21 protein-coding genes are annotated in these 18,520 nt (G+C 73.1%); 3 read left to right on the top strand and 18 right to left on the bottom strand.

Annotation, left to right across the window (positions count from 1 at the left end; translation table 11 throughout):
• Window positions 1–51: 51 nt before the first annotated feature.
• From ACFUJ1_RS15085 to ACFUJ1_RS15045, 9 genes are all read right to left on the bottom strand, one after another.
• Window positions 52–720, bottom strand: a complete 669-nt coding sequence (locus ACFUJ1_RS15085) for an amino acid ABC transporter permease (protein ID WP_378616126.1) — start codon at window positions 718–720, stop codon at window positions 52–54.
• Window positions 721–726: 6 nt separating this feature from the next.
• Window positions 727–1,494 carry an amino acid ABC transporter substrate-binding protein gene (locus ACFUJ1_RS15080; RefSeq protein WP_378645857.1) on the bottom strand — a complete coding sequence of 256 codons (768 nt, stop codon included), beginning with the start codon at window positions 1,492–1,494 and terminating at the stop codon, window positions 727–729.
• A 102-nt stretch (window positions 1,495–1,596) separates the two neighbouring features.
• Complete coding sequence (locus tag ACFUJ1_RS15075; protein ID WP_378645856.1) at window positions 1,597–2,124, bottom strand: TM2 domain-containing protein; 528 nt, start codon at window positions 2,122–2,124, stop codon at window positions 1,597–1,599.
• A gap of 73 nt (window positions 2,125–2,197) precedes the next feature.
• Window positions 2,198–3,490: a prolipoprotein diacylglyceryl transferase gene (lgt, locus tag ACFUJ1_RS15070; protein ID WP_378646095.1), complete on the bottom strand. Its 1,293-nt coding sequence runs from the start codon at window positions 3,488–3,490 to the stop codon at window positions 2,198–2,200.
• 91 nt (window positions 3,491–3,581) lie between these two features.
• The gene (gene trpA / locus ACFUJ1_RS15065) at window positions 3,582–4,409 is read right to left on the bottom strand and encodes a tryptophan synthase subunit alpha (RefSeq protein ID WP_378646093.1); all 828 of its coding nucleotides are present in this window, start codon (window positions 4,407–4,409) and stop codon (window positions 3,582–3,584) included.
• Complete coding sequence (gene trpB / locus ACFUJ1_RS15060; RefSeq protein WP_378645854.1) at window positions 4,373–5,626, bottom strand: tryptophan synthase subunit beta; 1,254 nt, start codon at window positions 5,624–5,626, stop codon at window positions 4,373–4,375. Before trpB ends, trpA begins: the two co-directional genes overlap by 37 nt.
• Window positions 5,623–6,441: an indole-3-glycerol phosphate synthase TrpC gene (gene trpC / locus ACFUJ1_RS15055; RefSeq protein ID WP_378645853.1), complete on the bottom strand. Its 819-nt coding sequence runs from the start codon at window positions 6,439–6,441 to the stop codon at window positions 5,623–5,625. The genes trpB and trpC overlap by 4 nt, the downstream gene beginning before the upstream one ends.
• Window positions 6,442–6,646: 205 nt before the next feature.
• Complete coding sequence (locus ACFUJ1_RS15050; protein ID WP_378645851.1) at window positions 6,647–7,378, bottom strand: TIGR02234 family membrane protein; 732 nt, start codon at window positions 7,376–7,378, stop codon at window positions 6,647–6,649.
• Window positions 7,375–8,931, bottom strand: coding sequence for an anthranilate synthase component I (locus tag ACFUJ1_RS15045; protein ID WP_378645850.1), 1,557 nt, complete (start codon window positions 8,929–8,931; stop codon window positions 7,375–7,377). The genes ACFUJ1_RS15050 and ACFUJ1_RS15045 overlap by 4 nt, the downstream gene beginning before the upstream one ends.
• A gap of 89 nt (window positions 8,932–9,020) precedes the next feature.
• Between ACFUJ1_RS15045 and ACFUJ1_RS15040 the strand changes: the two genes are divergently transcribed.
• The 3 genes from ACFUJ1_RS15040 (at window position 9,021) to ACFUJ1_RS15030 (ending at window position 10,751) form a co-directional block, all read left to right on the top strand.
• Window positions 9,021–9,482 (top strand): peroxiredoxin, encoded by a 462-nt coding sequence (locus ACFUJ1_RS15040; protein WP_378645848.1) that lies wholly within the window; start codon window positions 9,021–9,023, stop codon window positions 9,480–9,482.
• Between the two features lie 66 nt (window positions 9,483–9,548).
• On the top strand, window positions 9,549–10,121 hold the full coding sequence (locus ACFUJ1_RS15035) for a permease (RefSeq protein ID WP_378645847.1): 573 nt from the start codon (window positions 9,549–9,551) through the stop codon (window positions 10,119–10,121).
• A gap of 204 nt (window positions 10,122–10,325) precedes the next feature.
• Window positions 10,326–10,751 carry a MarR family winged helix-turn-helix transcriptional regulator gene (locus tag ACFUJ1_RS15030; protein ID WP_378646091.1) on the top strand — a complete coding sequence of 142 codons (426 nt, stop codon included), beginning with the start codon at window positions 10,326–10,328 and terminating at the stop codon, window positions 10,749–10,751.
• A 1-nt stretch (window position 10,752) separates the two neighbouring features.
• On the opposite strand, the gene hisI is transcribed toward ACFUJ1_RS15030, so the two are convergent.
• The 9 genes from hisI to hisD form a co-directional block, all read right to left on the bottom strand.
• Complete coding sequence (hisI, locus tag ACFUJ1_RS15025) at window positions 10,753–11,097, bottom strand: phosphoribosyl-AMP cyclohydrolase (protein WP_378645845.1); 345 nt, start codon at window positions 11,095–11,097, stop codon at window positions 10,753–10,755.
• Window positions 11,094–12,044: a TIGR03564 family F420-dependent LLM class oxidoreductase gene (locus tag ACFUJ1_RS15020; protein WP_378645844.1), complete on the bottom strand. Its 951-nt coding sequence runs from the start codon at window positions 12,042–12,044 to the stop codon at window positions 11,094–11,096. Before ACFUJ1_RS15020 ends, hisI begins: the two co-directional genes overlap by 4 nt.
• A 64-nt stretch (window positions 12,045–12,108) precedes the next feature.
• Window positions 12,109–12,882, bottom strand: a complete 774-nt coding sequence (gene hisF, locus ACFUJ1_RS15015) for an imidazole glycerol phosphate synthase subunit HisF (RefSeq protein WP_378645842.1) — start codon at window positions 12,880–12,882, stop codon at window positions 12,109–12,111.
• A gap of 13 nt (window positions 12,883–12,895) precedes the next feature.
• Complete coding sequence (locus tag ACFUJ1_RS15010; protein ID WP_378645841.1) at window positions 12,896–13,723, bottom strand: inositol monophosphatase family protein; 828 nt, start codon at window positions 13,721–13,723, stop codon at window positions 12,896–12,898.
• 116 nt (window positions 13,724–13,839) lie between these two features.
• Window positions 13,840–14,571 (bottom strand): bifunctional 1-(5-phosphoribosyl)-5-((5-phosphoribosylamino)methylideneamino)imidazole-4-carboxamide isomerase/phosphoribosylanthranilate isomerase PriA, encoded by a 732-nt coding sequence (gene priA / locus ACFUJ1_RS15005; protein WP_378645839.1) that lies wholly within the window; start codon window positions 14,569–14,571, stop codon window positions 13,840–13,842.
• A gap of 58 nt (window positions 14,572–14,629) precedes the next feature.
• Window positions 14,630–15,259 (bottom strand): imidazole glycerol phosphate synthase subunit HisH, encoded by a 630-nt coding sequence (hisH, locus tag ACFUJ1_RS15000; protein WP_378645838.1) that lies wholly within the window; start codon window positions 15,257–15,259, stop codon window positions 14,630–14,632.
• Window positions 15,256–15,870, bottom strand: a complete 615-nt coding sequence (hisB, locus tag ACFUJ1_RS14995) for an imidazoleglycerol-phosphate dehydratase HisB (protein WP_233016839.1) — start codon at window positions 15,868–15,870, stop codon at window positions 15,256–15,258. Before hisB ends, hisH begins: the two co-directional genes overlap by 4 nt.
• A gap of 16 nt (window positions 15,871–15,886) precedes the next feature.
• A complete protein-coding gene (locus ACFUJ1_RS14990; RefSeq protein WP_378645836.1) occupies window positions 15,887–17,050 on the bottom strand; it encodes a histidinol-phosphate transaminase in 1,164 nt (387 codons plus the stop codon).
• Window positions 17,047–18,384, bottom strand: a complete 1,338-nt coding sequence (gene hisD / locus ACFUJ1_RS14985) for a histidinol dehydrogenase (protein WP_378645834.1) — start codon at window positions 18,382–18,384, stop codon at window positions 17,047–17,049. Before hisD ends, ACFUJ1_RS14990 begins: the two co-directional genes overlap by 4 nt.
• Window positions 18,385–18,520 lie beyond the last annotated feature (136 nt).

The raw sequence follows: 18,520 nt of genomic DNA, 5'->3' as shown, positions 1-18,520 counted from the left end.
CCCGGGCCCTTCGCTCTCCTCGGCGCGGATGAAGCTCTCGTGAACTGGTGCTCACCGCGCGACGTGCCGGGAGAGCCGCGTCTCCAGCCGGGTCTGGCCGAAGCCGAGCACCAGGCAGATGACCCAGTAGTACACCGCGGCCACGCCGTACAGCGCGAAGAAGTCGAAGGTCGGCGCGGCCGCCAGCTGGGCGGTCCTGAGCAGCTCGGTGACCAGGATCGTCGAGGCCAGCGAGGTGTCCTTGACCAGCGAGATCAGCGTGTTGCTGAGCGGGGGGACGGCGATCCGGGCGGCCTGCGGCAGGATCACCAGCCGCAGGATCTGCGGGTAGCGCAGCCCCACCGCCCAGGAGGCCTCCCACTGCCCGTGCGCCACCGAGAGGATCGCCGCCCGCACCACCTCGGCCGCGTAGCCGCCGACATTGAGGCTGAAGGCGATCACCGCGGCCGGGAACGGGTCGATGACGATGCCGAACTGCGGCAGCGCGTAGAAGACGATGAAGAGCTGCACCAGTAGCGGCGTGCCGCGGATGATCGAGATGTAGACCCGGGCGGGCACCGAGAGCACCCACAGCGGCGACAACCTGGCCAGCGCGAGCAGCAGCGCGAGTACCAGCCCGATGACGAAGCTGACGGCGGTGAGCGGGAGCGTCATGGTCACCGTGGCGCGCAGCATCGGCGCCAGGTTGTGCAGGATCAGCTCCCTGGTGGCGGGATCCATCCGGGGTCAGTTGCCCGCGGGGGCGCTGACGTCGGTGCCGAAGTACTTCTCCGAGATCCGCTTCAGGGTGCCGTCGGCGCGCAGCTCGTCCAGGGCGCGGTTCAGGTCGGCGAGCAGCGCGTCGTCCTTCCGGGTGGCGAAAGCCTGCTCGGTCGTCGAGCCGGTCTCGGCCGCCACCTTGACGCCGCTGTCGCCGGTGCGGGTGGTGTATTCGGCGACCGCGAGGTTGTCGTTGACGGTGGCGTCCACCCGGCCGTTCTTGAGTAGCTGCACGGCCTGCACGAAGCCCTCGACGGCCTCCACCTTCGCGCCCGCGCCGGTGGCGACCTCGTTCCAGTTGCTGGTGACCGACTGGGCGCTGGTCTTGCCGCGCAGGTCGGCGAGCGAGGTGATCGAGTTGTCGTCGGAGCGGGTCACGACGACGCCCTCGGAGACGGTGTACGGGGTGGAGATGCCGTACTTCCCGCTGCGCTCCGGGGTCACCGTCACCTGGTTGGCGACCACGTCGAAGCGGCGCGACTCCAGCCCGGCGAAGATGGCGTCCCACGGGGTCTGCACGAACTCGACCCGCTTGCCGAGCTTCTCGCCGACGGCCCGCGCGATCTCGACGTCGTAGCCGGTGAGCGCGCCGTCGGTGCCCTGGAAGCTGAAGGGCGCGTAGGTGCCCTCGGTGCCGACGCGGAGCACGTCGGGGTCGCTCGAGCTGCTACACGCCGTCAGGCCGGTGGCGGCGAGGACGGCGAGCAGAACGGCGGCGAACAGCCTGCGGCGCACGGCTGACCCCTTTCGACGGAGGGGCTCAGCCTATCGCCCCCCGGCCGGAAACGGACCGAGACGCCACCGCGGGCAGCGGTGGCGTCTCGGGGAGGTGCGGAGTCAGTCCCGCAGCGGGCGGCCCTGGACGTCGGGCACCTTGCCCATCAGGATCATGATTCCGTCGATCAGCGGCCAGATCGCACCGATGCCGCAGGTCACGATGCTGACAACGAGCTGGAGCACGCCGATCGTGGTGTAGCCGAGGTAGAACCGGCCGACCCCGAGGGAGCCGACGAAGATCTGCAGCAGGCCGGCGACCAGCTTCTGCTTGTCCGAGAACGGGGCGCCGTAGATGTCGCGGCCGTACGGGGCCTCGGGGTCGTTCGGGTTGTAGCCCTGCGGTTGCGGGACCGGGTAGGCGCCCTGGTTCGCGTACGGGTCGCCGGGCTGGCCGTACTGCGGCTGCCCGTACTGCTGCGGCGGCTGGCCGTACTGCTGCTGGGGCTGGCCGTACTGCTGCTGCTGGCCGTAGGGGTCGGACTGGGCGTACGGCTGCTGCGGCTGCTCGCCGGACTTGTTCAGGTCCGGGCCGGTGCCGGGCGGCCCGTACTGGGGGCCACCCGGATTGTTCTGATAGGGGTCGGTCACACGTCCTCCTCCGTCGTGCGGGCGCCTTGCTCAGGCCCCGTGTGCTGATCCGAGCGGCGACGAGCCGCGACGGTCACGAGTCATTCTGGCGTGAACCACTCGGTTTCGTCGCGGTGGACCCCGCTTCGCTCTCGGTTCCGTTATCGCCGGCACCCGCGTCGGCGTTGCCGGAATCCTCGGACGTTTTCGCCAGATCCGGATCGGGAGTGGTCTCGGTGGCCTTCGCCCCGGGCGAAGTCCTGGTCTCCGGCGTCTCCGCGGCGGGCGGTTCGGGCTTCTCCCCCGCCGGAGTCTTCGTGGCCTTCGCGGCGATGGCCTCGCTCTTCGCGCTGCCCTCGGCATCGGCCGCGTCCTTCGCCTCCCCGGACTCCGGCTCGCCCTCGACATCCGAATCCGCCGATGCGTCGACCCCGTCCGGGTCGCCGGGAACAGCCTCCGCCGCGCCGTAGGTGCGCAACGCACCGATCTGCCACGGCCACGGCCGCCCGGTGGCGGGCTGCAACTGCTCCGCGCTCTCCCGCCCCCTGGTGGCGAAGACGAAGTACGCGATGGCGAACAGGAAGACCACCGCCGCGGTGAACGAGTTGATCCGGATCCCGGCGATGTGCGTCGCCTCGTCGTCCCGCATGAGCTCGACGAAGAAGCGGCCGAAGCTGTACCCGGCGACGTAGAGCGCGAAGAGCCGCCCGTGCCCGATCCGGTAGCGCCGGTCCACCCAGACCAGGGCGAGCACGATGAGCACGTTCCAGAGCAGTTCGTAGAGGAAGGTCGGGTGCACGACCTTGTCCACCACACCGGTGGAGACCCCGCCCATCATGTCCAGCCTGCCGTCGTCACCGACCCGGCGGTAGATCTCCAGCCCCCACGGCACCTCGGTCTCCCGGCCGTACAGCTCCTGGTTGAACCAGTTGCCGAGCCTGCCGATGGCCTGCGCGAGCAGGATGCCGGGGGCGACGGCGTCGCCGAGGGCGGGCAGCGGGATCTTGTAGATCCGGCAGCCGATCCAGGCGCCGACGGCGCCGAGCGCGACCGCACCCCAGATCCCGAGCCCGCCCTGGTAGATCTTGAGCGCGTCGACCGCGTTCCCGTCCGGCCCGAAGTACTTCTGCCAGTCGGTGGCGACGTGGTAGAGCCTGCCGCCGACCAGCCCGAACGGCACCGCGAACATGGCGACGTCGAGCACAGCCCCCGGCTGCCCGCCGCGCTCCCGCCAGCGCCGCTCGCCCCACCAGATGGCGACGATGATGCCCGCGATGATGCAGAGGGCGTAGGCGCGCAACGGGAACGGCCCCAGCTGCCAGACACCCTGCGCGGGACTCGGAATGTAGGCCAGCACGTCGGCGGCGCCGGAAAGACTGTCTGCCAGGACTCGTGAGGTCACGGACGCCACCGTATCCGAGCCGCTCGGCCCCCCGCCCGGGCAGGGGTGGAGGGGGTGGGGGTACGGATTTCCTCCTTCAGGAGGTGACCGTCGCGGAACGCACGCCCTCGGCGAGCTCGGCGGTCAGCGCCCGCACCGCGTCCAGACTTTCACCGGCGGCGGTGACCAGCGCCGACCCGACGATGACCCCGTCGGCGTACGCGGCGATCTCCGCCGCCTGCGCCCCGGAGCGCACCCCGAGCCCGACCCCGATCGGAATGTCGCTGTGCGCCCGGATCCGCGCGCACAGCTCCGGCGCCGCCGAGGAGACGGCATCCCGAGCACCGGTCACGCCCATGGTCGACGCGGCATAGACGAACCCGCTGCTCGCCTCCAGCGTCATGACCAGCCGCTCCTCGGTGGAGGACGGCGCGACCAGGAAGATCCGATCCAGCCCGTGCGCGTCGGCGGCGGCGATCCACTCCCCCGCCTCGTCCGGGATGAGGTTCGGCGTGATGATCCCGGATCCGCCCGCCGCGGCGAGATCCCGCGAGAAGGCGTCGATCCCGTAGCGCAGCACCGGATTCCAGTAGCTCATGACCACGGCCTGCCCCCCGGCCCCGGTGATCGCCTCGACCACCCGGAATACGTCGCGCACCCGGACCCCGTTGCGCAGCGCCTGCTCGGCGGCGACCTGGATGGTCGGCCCGTCCATCACCGGATCGGAGTACGCGACCCCGACCTCGACGATGTCGCACCCGGCCTCGACCAGCGCCCGGCAGGCCGCGATCGACCCGTCCAGGTCCGGATACCCGGCGGGCAGGTAGCCGATCAGCGCGGCCCTTCCCTCGCCGCGGGCGGCCGCGAACGTGGCCGCGAGACGCGAAGTCACGCTTCCTGCCCCTCGTCGAAGAGCCCGAACCAGCGGGCGGCGGTGTCCATGTCCTTGTCCCCGCGACCGGAGAGGTTCACCAGGATGATCGCGCCCGGCCCCAGCTCCCTGCCGAGCCGCAGCGCACCGGCGACGGCGTGCGCCGACTCGATCGCCGGGATGATCCCCTCGGTGCGGCTGAGCAGCAGCAGGGCGTCCATCGCCTCGGCGTCGGTGACCGGCTGGTACTCGGCGCGGCCGATGTCCTTGAGGTAGGCGTGCTCGGGGCCGACGCCGGGGTAGTCGAGTCCGGCGGAGATCGAGTGCGACTCGATGGTCTGGCCGTCCTCGTCCTGCAGCAGGTACGAGTAGGCGCCCTGGAAGGCGCCGGGGGTGCCGCCGGTGAAGGTGGCCGCGTGCCGCCCGGTCTCGACGCCGTCGCCCGCGGCTTCGTAGCCGACCAGCCGGACCCCGGCGTCGTCGAGGAACGGGTGGAAGATGCCGATGGCGTTGGAGCCGCCGCCGACACAGGCCGCCACCGCGTCCGGGAGCCGGCCGGTGAGCGCCTGCACCTGCTCGCGCGCCTCCAGCCCGACGATCCGCTGGAAATCGCGGACCAGCAGCGGGAACGGGTGCGGGCCCGCGGCGGTGCCGAAGCAGTAGTAGGTGTCGTCGGCGTGCGAGACCCAGTCGCGCAGCGCCTCGTTGATGGCGTCCTTGAGCGTGCGGGAGCCGGTCTCCACCGAGACCACGCCCGCGCCGAGCAGCCGCATCCTGGCGACGTTCAGCGCCTGCCGCGCGGTGTCGACCGCGCCCATGTAGATCACGCACTCCAGGCCGAGCAGCGCGCAGGCGGTGGCGGTGGCGACGCCGTGCTGGCCGGCGCCGGTCTCGGCGATCACCCGCTTCTTGCCCATGCGCTGGGCGAGCAGCGCCTGCCCGAGCACGTTGTTGATCTTGTGCGAACCGGTGTGGTTCAGGTCCTCGCGCTTGAGCAGGATGCGGGCGCCGCCCGCGTGCTCGGCGAGCCGGGTGCACTCGAAGACCGGCGACGGGCGCCCGGTGTAATCGCGCTGCAGCCGGTCCAGCTCGTCCAGGAAGGTGCGGTCGGCGCGGCACTTCTCGTACTCGGCGGTGACCTCCTCGATCACCGCCATCAGCGCCTCGGGCACGTGCCTGCCGCCGTAGACGCCGAAGTGGCCGCCCGCGTCCGGCTCGTGCGCGCTGTGTTCGGCGACGCCGGCGCTGGCCTGGGGCAGACCGGCCGTCACCGGCCCCGCCTGGCCGGCTTCGGGCAGGACGGGTGGGTGCCTGCGGTGACCAGCTTCAGCACGGCGGCCCGCGGGTCGCCGCTGGTCACCAGCCCCTCGCCGACCAGGACGGCGTCCGCGCCCGCACCCGCGTAGGCGAGCAGGTCGGCGGTGCCGCGGACGCCGGACTCGGCGATCCGGATGACCTCGGTCGGCAGCCCCGGCGCGATCCGGGAGAAGACGTCGCGGTCCACCTCGAGCGTCTTGAGGTTGCGGGCGTTCACGCCGATCACCGAGGCGCCCGCCTCCAGCGCGCGGTCCGCCTCCTCCTCGGTGTGCACCTCGACCAGCGCGGTCATGCCGAGCGATTCGGTGCGGTCGATGAGCGAGGAGAGCACGTCCTGCTGCAGCGCGGCCACGATCAGCAGGATCACGTCGGCGCCGTGCGCCCGCGCCTCGTGGATCTGGTACGGGCCGACGACGAAATCCTTGCGCAGCACCGGGATGGAGACGGCGGCGCGGACGGCGTCCAGGTCGTCCAGCGAGCCGTGGAAGCGGCGCTCCTCGGTGAGCACGCTGATCACCCGCGCGCCGCCGTCCTCGTAGGCCTTGGCGAGCGCGGCGGGGTCGGTGATCGTCGCCAGCGAGCCCTTGGACGGGCTGGCGCGCTTGACTTCCGCGACGACTCCGATACCGTCCTCGAGCAGTGCTGCCCTGGCGTCAAGGGCGGGGCGGGCGGCGGCTCCCGCCGCCTTGATCGCGGCGAAATCCGTGACCGCTTCGCGGGCGGCCACGTCCGCACGGACCCCGTCGAGAATCGAGTCGAGTACCGTCATCTGGCTCGAATCCTTTCTGGGGAGACGGACTTGCTGCCTGAAAATCCCTCCAGGCGCTGTCTCACCGATGCCGACCAAGAATAAATGCCCGGGAACCGGGAGTCCGAGCCGGGTCGGGGGTTGCCTCCCCGGGCACCGCTCCCACCGGGCCGGACCTGCGCACCCGCGGTGCGCGCGGAGCCGGGTCGCCGGGCAGCGCGGCGCGTCACTCCGCGCCCGCGCTGCGAGGCCGGTCACCCGGGTCGCCCGGCGTTCCCGGGTCGGCGGTGGGGTCGGCGCCCGCGTCGATGGCGTCCCAGAGGACGCGCTCGCTGAGGTCGGCGTCCTCGCCCGATCGGGCCTTGTCCAGTTCCGCCCCGGCCGCGGCGCGGCGGACGGCGGGGGCGTCGTAGCGCCCGGAGAGCTCGGCGGACTCGCGCGGCATGCGGGCGAGCAGCACGCCCGCGGTGAAGGCGGCGAGCGCGGCGGCCACGGCGATCAGCGCCGGGAAGACGGCGGTCTGCGCGCCGGTGACGACGGCCCGCCCGGGCAGCCCGGCCAGGGTGGCCCCGCGCTGCCCCGGGTCGCCGGAGCCGGTGAGCAGCGCGAACGGCGGCACCGCGGTGACCGCGGCGACCAGGGTGACCAGCACCCCGAGGAACCGCCGCAGCCACCCGCGGGTCGCGAAGACCGCCGCGATGGCGGCGAGCAGCACCAGCGCCAGCGGGGTGAGCGCGCCGAACCAGGTGCCGCCGTTCAGCTCGTCGGTGCGCGGCTCGGTGAGCCCGTCCGACGAGGTCACGGTCACCCACGTCATCCGCGAGGTTACCCACATGAGCCCCGCCGCGATGGCGAGCAGCACCACAGGCCCCACCGGATAGCGCCGCCCGCTCGCCTTCGGCGCGTCGGGCTCCCCGCCGACAGCGCCTGCCGCGCGGCCCGGCTCTGCCGTGCTCACAGCGCACCGTCGCTGACCAGGGTCTCGGCCCCGAAGGGCCGCACCGTCCGCGCGGCGGCGACCGCGCGCAACACCGCCATCGCCTTGTTCCGCGCCTCGTCGTCCTCGTACTCCGGCACCGAGTCGGCGACCACCCCGGCCCCCGCCTGCACGTAGGCGATCCCGTCCTTGACCAGCGCGGTCCGGATGGCGATGGCGGTGTCGGCGTCCCCGGCGAAGTCCAGGTAGCCGACGACGCCGCCGTAGATCCCGCGCCGGGTCGGCTCCAGCTCCTCGATGAGCTGCATGGCCCGCACCTTGGGCGCCCCGGAGAGCGTGCCCGCCGGGAAGCAGGCGCGCACCGCGTCCAGCGCGACCTTCCCCTCCGCGAGCTGCCCGGAGACCGTGGAGACCAGGTGCATGACGTGGCTGTACCGCTCGATGTGCCGATACTCGGTGACCCGCACCGTCCCCGGCCTGCAGACCCGCCCCAGATCGTTGCGGCCCAGGTCGACGAGCATGAGGTGCTCGGCGTTCTCCTTTTCGTCCGCCAGCAGCCCCTTCTCCAGCAGCAGGTCGTCCTCCTCGGTGGCCCCGCGCCACCTGGTGCCCGCGATCGGGTGCGTCGTCGCGACCCCGTCCACCACGGTGACCAGCGATTCCGGGCTGGAGCCGACGATGGAGAAGGCGGTGCCGCCCGCGCTGTCCGGGATCTGCAGCAGGTACATGTACGGGCTCGGGTTGGCCGCGCGCAGCATCCGGTAGAGGTCGATCGGCTCGCCGTCGAAGTCCATCTCGAAGCGCTGCGAGATCACCACCTGGAAGGCCTCGCCCGCCTCGATCTCACCGATCAGCCTGCGCACGTCGGCGCCGAACTCGTCGCTGCTCCGCGCCCGGCGGTAGTCCGGCTCGGGCTGGTCGAAGACCGAGACCGTGGAGGCGGCGGGGGCGGCGAGCGCGGCGGTCATCCGGTCCAGCCTGGCGACGGCGTCGTCGTAGGCCTCGTCCACCCGGTCGGCGGTGCCGTTCCAGTTCACCGCGTTGGCGATCAGCGTGATGGCGCCCTCGTGGTGGTCGAAGGCGGCCAGGTCGGTGGCGAGCATCAGCACCATCTCGGGCAGCTGCAGGTCGTCGGCGGCGAGCGTCGGCAGCCGCTCCATCCGGCGCACCGCGTCGTAGCCGAGGTAGCCGACCATGCCGCCGGTGAGCGGGGGCAGCCCGGGGATCCGCTCGGTGCGCAGCAGTTCGAGGGTGTCGTGCAGCGCGGTCAGCGGGTCGCCGCCGACCGGGGCATCGGCGGGCGTTGCGCCGAGCCAGGCGGCCTCGCCGTCGGCGACGGTGAGCGCGGACGGGCTGCCCGCGCCGATGAACGACCAGCGCGACCAGGAGCGCCCGTTCTCCGCCGACTCGAAGAGGAAGGTGCCCGGCCTGCTCGCGGCGAGCTTGCGGTAGGCCGAGAGCGGGGTCTCGGAATCCGCGAGCACCTTCCTGGTCACCGGGACCACGCGGTGCTCCGCGGCCAGCTCGTGGAAGCGTTCGCGGGACGTGGTGGCTGGGGTCGACGCGGCGTGCATCGGGCCATCATCCCAGGTGGCCGCGAGCGAATATCGGGCCCCCGCGCGGCCGGGCCCGACCGGCCGCACGGCAGGTAGGGTCGGGGTTCATGCAGACAGGCCAGCTCGCTCCGCAGTTCGAGCTCCCCGATCAGTCCGGTACACCCCGTTCGCTCGACGCGCTGCTCGCCGACGGACCGCTGGTGTTGTTCTTCTACCCCGCCGCCAACACCCCGGTGTGCACCGCGGAGGCGTGCCACTTCCGCGACCTGGTCGGCGAGTTCGCCGCGCTCGGCGCGAGCTGCGCCGGGATCAGTACCGACTCGGTGGCGACGCAGTCCGGCTTCGCGGGCAAGCAGAGCCTCGGCTACCCGCTGCTCTCCGACGCCGACGGTGTGGTGGCGAAGGAGTTCGGCGTCAAGCGCGGGCTGCTCGGGAAGCTGGCCCCGGTGAAGCGGCAGACCTTCGTGATCGACACCGACCGCACCGTGCTCACCGTGATCGCCAGCGAGCTGCGCGCGAACGTGCACGCCGACGACGCGCTGCAGTTCCTGCGCGACCGCGCGAAGTAGGTAACGGGCCGACCCGCCGGGTGCGACGCGGCCCACCCGGCGGTTGCACCGGCCTACCCTGGATCCATGACAGCGAGCGAGGTCCCGGTCGATCGGCGCAAGCCCGCCGCGGTGGTCTGGCGCAACCGCGCGATCGCGGCGGTGGCGCTGCTCGCGGTGCTGGTCGTCGCCTACCTGATCCTGGCCGCGTTCCTGCCGCGCTGGTGGGCCCAGCGCCTGGCCTCCGCGGTGGACGGCAGCTTTGCCAAGGGCATCGGCTGGGGCCTGCTCTACGGCGGCGTCGGCACCGCGCTCACGCTCTTCCTGCTGCTCGCCGCCGGGCTCGGCTGGCGGCGCAGGGGCGGGCGCTTCCTGGCGGGCGCGGCCGCGCTGCTCGCGCTGCTTGCCGCGATCCCGAACCTGCTCACGCTCACCGTCGTGCTCGGCACCAGCGATGCCGCGCACGCGGGCGAGCGCATCCTCGACGTCGACGCCCCCGCCTTCCGCGGCGCCGCCCTGACCGGCGCGATCCTCGCCGCGGTGCTCTTCGCCGCCGCCGCCGCGCTGCTGGCCCGGCGCGGCATCCGCCGCCGCAGGGGCGCCGGACGGGTGGTCGAACCGGCCGCGGGAAAGCCGGCGACCGATTCCGGCGGTTTGTGAGTGTTTTCACGGAACCGAGCATCTTCATGACGCTTGAGCATCACCGTGGCAAACTCGCTCACGCGAGTGACTGTGAATACACGTTGCAGTGAATTCCGCGCCGAATCAGCCCGGCTGAATTTTCGCCACGCGTCACTTGGCTCCGAAAGTAGGCAGACAGTGACGAAATGGCTCGACCCGGTCGAAGAGCGTGCCTGGCGCGCGATGGTCACCGTGACCACCCGGCTGCCCGGTGCGCTCGACACCCGGTTGCAGCGCGAATTCGGGATCACGCATTTCGAGTACTGGGTGCTGACCCTGCTCTCCGAGGAGGCCGGGCACCGGCTGCAGATGAGCGAGCTGGCGCACAAGGCAAATGCGTCGTTATCCCGGCTCTCGCACGTGATCTCGAAACTGGAGCGGCTCGGCTGGGTGCAGCGCTCCGCGACCTCGGGGAAGCGCGGCGTGCAGGCCGTCCTGACCGATGCCGGGTATGTCAAGGTGGTCGAGGTGGCGCCGGGCTACCTGGAGGCGGTGCGCAGGCTGGTCTTCGACGCGCTGGACTCGGAGACCACCCGCGAGCTCGCCCGGGTGGTCGACACGCTCTCCCGGCACCTCACCGACGTGCTCGACCCGGAGAACCAGGACTGAGTCAGCGCTCGGCGAGCAGCCGGTCGCCGTCGAAGCAGGTGTGCGTGCCGGTGTGGCAGGCGGCGCCCTCCTGGTCGACTACGAGCAGCACGGTGTCGCCGTCGCAGTCCAGCCGGACCTCGTGCACGTACTGGGTGTGCCCCGAGGTCTCGCCCTTCACCCAGTACGACTGCCTGGAGCGCGAGTAGTAGGTGGCCTTGCGCGTCGCCAGGGTGCGGGCCAGCGCCTCGTCGTCCATCCAGGCGACCATGAGCACCGCCCCGGTGGCCTTCTCCTGGGCCACCGCGGACACCAGCCCCGCCTCGTTGCGCTTGAGGCGGGCGGCGATCGTCGGGTCCAGGCTCATGCTGTCTTTATACGGGACCGGTTCAGCTCACCGAGCAGCCGCCAGGTGCGGCGCCGGTCGGCCGGGGTGGTGAGGTCGGTCTGGGTGAAGATCACGTCGGTGGCGCCCGCGTCGAAGTACTCCGCGATCCGGGCGGCCACCGTCTCCTCGTCGCCGAACACCACCAGCTCGGCGGCGGTCCGCGCGCCGGAGAGCTCGACGGTGCGCCGGTAGGACGGGATGGTGTCGTAGAAGGCGGTCTGCGCGGCCGCCGCCGCCCGCGCCCCCTCGAGGTCGGCGGTGACCACCCCAGGCACCGCGATCGCGACCCGCGGCCGCGGCCTGCCCGCCCGCTCGGCGGCGGCGTGCAGCGGCGCGATCACGTGCTCGGCCAGCGCGGCGGGCCCGATCAGGAAGGGCAGCGTGCCGTCGGCCAGTTCGCCGGTGACCCGCAGCGCCTGCGGGCCCATCGCGGCCACCAGGATCGCGGTGTCGGTGCGCGCGCCGGCCACCGCGCCCGGCATCGGGGTGACGGCGGTGATGGTCTCGCCGTGCAGCTCGGCGACCCCGGTGCCGATCACCGAGCGCAGCGCGGTGACGAACTCGCGCAGCCGGGTGATCGGGCGCTCGTCCGGAGCGCCGTAGGCCGGGCTCGAGATGGCGGCCGCGCCGAGCCCGATGCCGAGCGTGAAGCGGCCGCGCGCCGCGGCCTGCGCGGTCTGCGCCTGGCTCGCGACCAGCAGCGGGTGCCTGCCGATGATCGGCACCACCGAGGTGCCGACCTCGAGGCCGGGCACCTCGCGGCCCACGATCCCGGCGACCGCGATCGCGTCGTGGCTGAAGGTCTGGCCGAGCCAGAGCGAGGCGAGCCCGACGGCCGCCGCCTCCCGGCCCAGCGAGACGGCGGCGTCGACGGCATTGGCTGAGGCGCCGAGCACGACGGGGGACAGTGCGATTCCGATACTCACATCACGCTGCAACGGCGTTCCGCCGCAACCGAATTCCCCGGCTTCGGCCGGGGATGATTCTTATTCAGCGCACCACGATGTTCTGGTCCCGCAGCGAATCCTTGACGTTCCCGATGGTCAGCTCGCCGAAGTGGAACACGCTGGCCGCGAGCACCGCGTCCGCCCCTGCCCGCACCGCGGGGGCGAAGTGCCCGACCGCGCCCGCGCCGCCGCTGGCGATCACCGGCACCGCCACCGCGGCCCGCACCGCGCGGATCATCAGCAGGTCGAACCCGGCCTTGGTGCCGTCCGCGTCCATGGAGTTGAGCAGGATCTCGCCGACGCCGAGCTCGGCGCCGCGCTCGGCCCACTCGACCGCGTCGATCCCGGTGCCGCGCTTGCCGCCGTGCGTGGTGACCTCCCAGCCGGACGGGGTGTCCGGCTGGCCGTCCGGGACCGTGCGGGCATCCACCGAGAGCACGATGCACTGCGAGCCGAAGCGCTCGGACATCTCGCGCAGCACCTCCGGGCGCGCGATGGCGGCGGTGTTCACCGAGACCTTGTCCGCGCCCGCGCGCAGCAGCCGGTCCACGTCCTCGACGGTGCGCACGCCGCCGCCGACGGTGAGCGGGATGAAGATCTGCTCGGCGGTCCTGGTGACCACGTCGATCATGGTGCCGCGGTCACCGGTGGAGGCGGTGACGTCGAGGAAGGTGAGCTCGTCGGCGCCCTGCGCGTCGTAGGCCGCGGCCAGCGCGACCGGGTCGCCCGCGTCCCGCAGGTTCTGGAAGTTCACGCCCTTGACCACCCGGCCCGCGTCCACGTCAAGGCACGGGATCACCCGTACGGCCAGCGTCATGTCGGCACCCTTCTCACACGTCCTCGGCGACCGTGCAGATCATCGCGAGCAGCTCGGCGTGCACGCCGGGCGCGGCGGCGAGCACCGAGCCGGAGGTGATGGTCCACGGCTCGCCCGCGATGTCGGTGACCACCCCGCCCGCGGCCCTGACCAGCGCGACGCCCGCCGCGTTGTCCCACGGGTGGTGGCCGAAGACGATCGCGCCGCCGAGGACGCCGTGCGCGGTGAAGGCCAGGTCGATCCCGGTGGAGCCGTGCATCCGGACCCGGGAGGAGAGCCTGCTCAGCGGGCCGAGCAGGTCGAAGCGGAACTGCCCGGGGATGCGGCCGCGGGAGTCCACGTTGAACGCGCCGAAGCCGATCATGGATTCGCCGAGCGCGGCCTGCGCCAGCGGGGGCAGCGGGACGCCGTCGACCAGCAGCGGGCCGCCCGCCGCGGCGGCGTAGCGGCGGTTCAGCAGCGGCAGCCAGGTGAGCCCGAGCACCGGTTCGCCGTCCCGGACCAGGGCGAGCAGCATGCCGGAGAGCGGGTGCCCGGCGGAGTAGTTGAAGGTGCCGTCGATCGGGTCGAGCACCCAGGCGGCGCCGGAGGTGAGCTGCGGCCCGCCGTACTCCTCGCCGTGCACCTCGATGCCGGTGCGCTCGCGCAGCGCGGCGCTCACCGTGCGCTCGAGCTCCAGGTCGAGTTCGGTGGCGAAGTCGTTGCGGCCCTTGGTGACCGCGCTCGGCGCGCCGATCCCCTCGACGAACCGGGGCGCCACCTCGTCCAGGATGGTGGCGGCAGTGTCGAGCAGCGTGCCGAGATCGGCGTCTGCCACGGTGGCCTGGTCGCGCGGGCTCATCGACGGGGGTCCGCACTCGCGCGCGGGGCCGCGAGTTCGCGCGGGTCGGCGAGTTCGCGCGGAGGTGCCGAGCGGAGCGCCGGGCGCGCCGCGGCCTTCGAGGTCGAGACCACTGCTCAGCGCACCGCCGCCAGCGCCTCGGGCAGCGTGAACCGGCCCGCGTACAACGCCTTGCCGACGATCGCGCCCTCGACCCCGTCGCCGACCAGCTCGGCGATGGCGACCAGGTCGTCCAGGGTGGAGACGCCGCCGGAGGCGATCACCGGGGCGTCGGTCGCGCCGGCGACATCGCGGAGCAGGTCCAGGTTGGGGCCGGTCAGGGTGCCGTCCTTGGTGACGTCGGTGACGACGTAGCGGGTGCAGCCGTCGCGCTCCAGCCGCTCCAGCACCTCCCAGAGGTCGCCGCCGTCGCTCACCCAGCCGCGGCCGCGCAGCCGGTGCTCGCCGTCCACGATCCGCACGTCGAGTCCGACCGCGACCCGATCCCCGTACTCGGCGATGGCCTTGGCGCACCACACCGGATCCTCCAGCGCGGCGGTGCCCAGGTTCACCCGCGCGCAGCCGGTGGCGAGCGCCGCGCGCAGCGAATCGTCGTCCCGGATGCCACCGGAGAGCTCCACCTTGACGTCCAGCTCACCGACCACCCCGGCCAGCAGCTCCCGATTCGACCCGCGCCCGAACGCGGCGTCCAGGTCGACCAGGTGCACCCACTCGGCCCCGGCCTCCTGCCATGCCAGCGCCGCCTCCCTCGGGGAGCCGTAGCTGGTTTCGCTACCGGCCTCTCCCTGCACGAGGCGCACGGCCTCACCATTGGCGACATCGACCGCGGGCAGTAGTACGAGACTCACTCGAGGCAGCTTAGTCGGGCGTGCGGAGCGGCCCGGCCTGGGGGTTTGGCCATGGGATTCAGAGGGCGCGGATCCAGTTGCGGAGCAGGGCGGCGCCGGCGTCGCCGGACTTCTCCGGGTGGAACTGGGTGGCGGAGAGCGGGCCGTTCTCGACGGCGGCGAGGAAGCGGCCGCCGTGGTCGGCCCAGGTGAGCCTGGGCGCGGCGAGGTGATCGGCGGGGGGAAGGTCCCAGGTGCGGGCGGCGTAGGAGTGCACGAAGTAGAAGCGGGTCTCGGGGTCGAGGCCGTCGAAGAGGACGCTGCCCGAGGGGGCGTCGACGGTGTTCCAGCCCATGTGCGGGAGGACGGGGGCCGCCAGCCGGTCGACGGTGCCCGGCCACTCGCCGCAGCCGTTGGCCTCGACACCGAACTCCACGCCGCGGTCGAAGAGGATCTGCATGCCGACGCAGATGCCGAGCACCGGGCGGCCGCCGGCCAGCCGCTGCCCGATCAGCCGCTCGCCGCGCACCGCGCGCAGCCCGGCCATGCAGGCGGCGAAGGCGCCGACGCCGGGAACCACGAGCCCGTCGGCGGCGAGCACCGTGTCCGGGTCGGCGGTGACGGTCACCTCGGCGCCCGCGCGGACCAGGGCCCGCTCGGCGGAGTGCAGGTTGCCGGAGCCGTAGTCCAGCAGCGCGACGGATGTCACAGCACGCCCTTGGTGGAGGGGACCCCGGTGATCCGCGGGTCCGGCTCGACGGCGGCGCGCAGCGCGCGGGCCACCGCCTTGAACTCCGCCTCGGTGACGTGGTGCTGGTCACGGCCGTAGAGCACCCGGACGTGCAGCGCGATCCGCGCGTGCGAGGCCAGCGATTCGAAGACGTGCCGGTTGAGCACGGTCGAGTACGGCGCGCCGGGCCCGGAACCGGGGATCACCGCGTGCAGCAGGTGCTCGGGCTCGCCGGTGTGCACGCAGTAGGCGCGGCCGGAGACGTCGACCGCGGCGTGCGCGAGCGTCTCGTCCATGGGGATCCAGGCGTCGCCGAAGCGGCGGATCCCGGCCTTGTCGCCGAGCGCCTGCCCGAGCGCCTGGCCGAGCACGATGGCGGTGTCCTCGACGGTGTGGTGCGCCTCGATGTCGATGTCGCCCTGTGCCCGCACGGTCAGGTCGAAGCCCGCGTGCGCGCCGAGCGCGGTCAGCATGTGGTCGTAGAACGGCACGCCGGTGCTGATCTCGGTGCGGCCGGTGCCGTCGAGGTCGAGCTCGACCAGGATGTTCGATTCCCTGGTGACGCGCTCCACCCGCGCGGTTCTGCTCATCGGGCTCCCTCCGGTGTCATCGCGGCGCGAGGTCGCCGGTGAGTCCGGCGCTCGCTCGCAGGAATTCGTCGTTCTCGGCGGCGAGGCCGATGGTGGCGCGCAGGTGGCCGGGGATGCCGACGTCCCGGATCAGCACGCCGCGGTCCAGGTACCGCCGCCAGGTGGCCGGTGCGTCGGTGAACCGGCCGAAGAGCAGGAAGTTGGCGTCGCTCGGCACCACGTCGAAGCCGAGCGCGGCGAGTTCGGCCGCCACCCGGTCGCGCTGCGCGGCGAGCTCGGCGACGCTGCCGAGGGTTTCTCCGGCGTGCCGCAGCGCCGCGCGGGCGGCGGCCTGGGTGACCACCGACAGGTGGTACGGCAGCCGGACCAGCAGCAGCGCGTCGACGACGGCGGGCGCGGCGACCAGGTAGCCGAGCCTGCCGCCCGCGAAGGCGAAGGCCTTGCTCATGGTGCGGCTGACCACGAGCCTGGCCGGGTACCGGTCGATCAGCCCGATGGCGCTGGGCTGCGCGGAGAACTCGGCGTACGCCTCGTCCACGACCACGATGCCGGGCGCGGCGTCCAGGATGCGTTCCAGGTCGGGGGCCGGGATGCTGTGCCCGGTGGGGTTGTTCGGGCTGGTCACGAAGACGACGTCGGGGCGGCGCTCGGCGATGGCGGCGAGCGCGTGGTCGACATCGAGCGAGAAGTCGCCCGCCCGCTTCGCCTCGATCCACTCGGTGTCGATGCCCTCGGAGATGATCGGGTGCATCGAGTACGAGGGCACGAAGCCGAGCGCGGTGCGGCCGGGGCCGCCGAACGCCTGGAGCAGCTGCTGCAGGATCTCGTTGGAGCCGTTGGCGGCCCACACATTGGCGGTGTCGACCGCGATGCCGGTCTGCTTCGTCAGGTACGCGGCGAGGTCGGTGCGCAGCGCGACCGCGTCCCGGTCCGGGTAGCGGTGCAGCTCGGCGGCGGCGGCGCGGACCGCCTCGGCCACGTCGTCGACCAGCGCGCGGGTCGGCGGGTGCGGGTTCTCGTTGGTGTTGAGCTGCACCGGCACGCTGAGCTGCGGGGCGCCGTAGGGCTGCTTGCCGCGCAGGTTCTCGCGCAGCGGCAGGTCGTCCAGCCCGATGCCCGAGCCGGGGACCGCGGTGGCGGCGCCCGCGCGCAGGCGCTGGTCGTCCGGGGTGCGAGTCACGACAGCGCCTCGAAGCGGGCCCGCACGGCCTGGCCGTGCGCGGGCAGGTGCTCGGCGTCGGCCAGCGCGACGACGTGCCCGGCGACGTCCTTCAGCGCGGCCTCGGTGTACTCGACCACGTGGATGCCGCGCAGGAAGGTCTGCACGCTGAGCCCGGAGGAGTGCCGCGCGCAGCCCGCGGTGGGCAGCACGTGGTTCGAGCCCGCGCAGTAGTCGCCCAGGCTGACCGGGGCGTACGCGCCGACGAAGATCGCGCCCGCGCTGCGCACCCGCGCGGCGACGGCGGCGGCGTCGGCGGTCTGGATCTCCAGGTGCTCGGCGGCGTAGGCGTTCACCACGCGCAGCCCCTGGGCGATGTCGTCGACCAGCACGGTGCCGGACTGGGTGCCGGTGAGCGCGGTGCGCACCCGCTCGGCGTGCTCGACCACCGGCAGCTGCGCGGTGAGCGCGGCGTCCACCGCGTCGGCCAGCGCCGGGCTGTCGGTGACCAGGACGCTGGCGGCGAGCACGTCGTGCTCGGCCTGGCTGATCAGGTCGGCGGCCACGTGCACCGGGTCGGCGGTGGCGTCGGCGAGGATGGCGATCTCGGTGGGGCCCGCCTCGGCGTCGATCCCGACCAGCCCGCGGCAGAGCCGCTTGGCGGCGGTGACGTAGATGTTGCCCGGCCCGGTGATCAGGTCGACCGGGGCCAGCGGCTGCCCGTCGGTGTCGGTGCCGCCGTAGGCGAGCAGCGCGACGGCCTGCGCGCCGCCGACCGCCCACACCTCGTCGACGCCGAGCAGCGCGGCCGCGGCCAGCACCGTCGGGTGCGGCGAGCCGCCGAACTGTTTCTGCGGCGGCGAGGCCACCACCAGCGATTCCACCCCGGCGGCCTGCGCGGGCACCACGTTCATCACCACGCTGGACGGGTAGACGGCGTTGCCGCCCGGCACGTACAGCCCGACCCGCTCGACCGGAACCCAGCGCTCGGTGACGATCCCGCCCGGCACCACCTCGGTGACCGTGTCGGTGCGCCGCTGATCCGCGTGCACCTTCCGCGTCCGCTCGATCGCGACCTCGAGCGCGGCCCGGACCGACGGGTCGAGCCCCGCGAGCGCCTCGGCGAGCGCCTGCGCGGGCACCCGGACCGCGGCGGGGGCGACCCCGTCGAACCGCTCGCCGTACTCCAGCGCGGCGGCGGCGCCGCGATCCCGCACCGCCTCCACCACCGGCCGCACCTGCGGCAGCACCGAGTCCACGTCGACTCCCCCGCGCGGCAGCGCGGAGCGCAGCTCGGCCACGGCGGGAGTGCGACCGCGCAGATCCACGCGGGCGAGCTCGATGGGTGTGGTCATCTCGGGGTGCGGTCCTGTCTCGAGGGGGCGGATCGGCAGCGTGCGTCCGGCTACCAGCCTATCCGTCCCGCGCACGCGCTTTTTCCCTGGCCGCCGGAGGCAGCCGCGCCGAGTGGCCGCCGTCACCCGGCGGCGC

Source organism: Nocardia sp. NPDC057227 (assembly GCF_042669725.1).
Lineage (GTDB): Bacteria > Actinomycetota > Actinomycetes > Mycobacteriales > Mycobacteriaceae > Nocardia > Nocardia asteroides_A.
The sequence above is the reverse complement of the archived record's forward strand: the minus strand, read 5'-3'. Positions and strand labels throughout refer to the sequence as shown.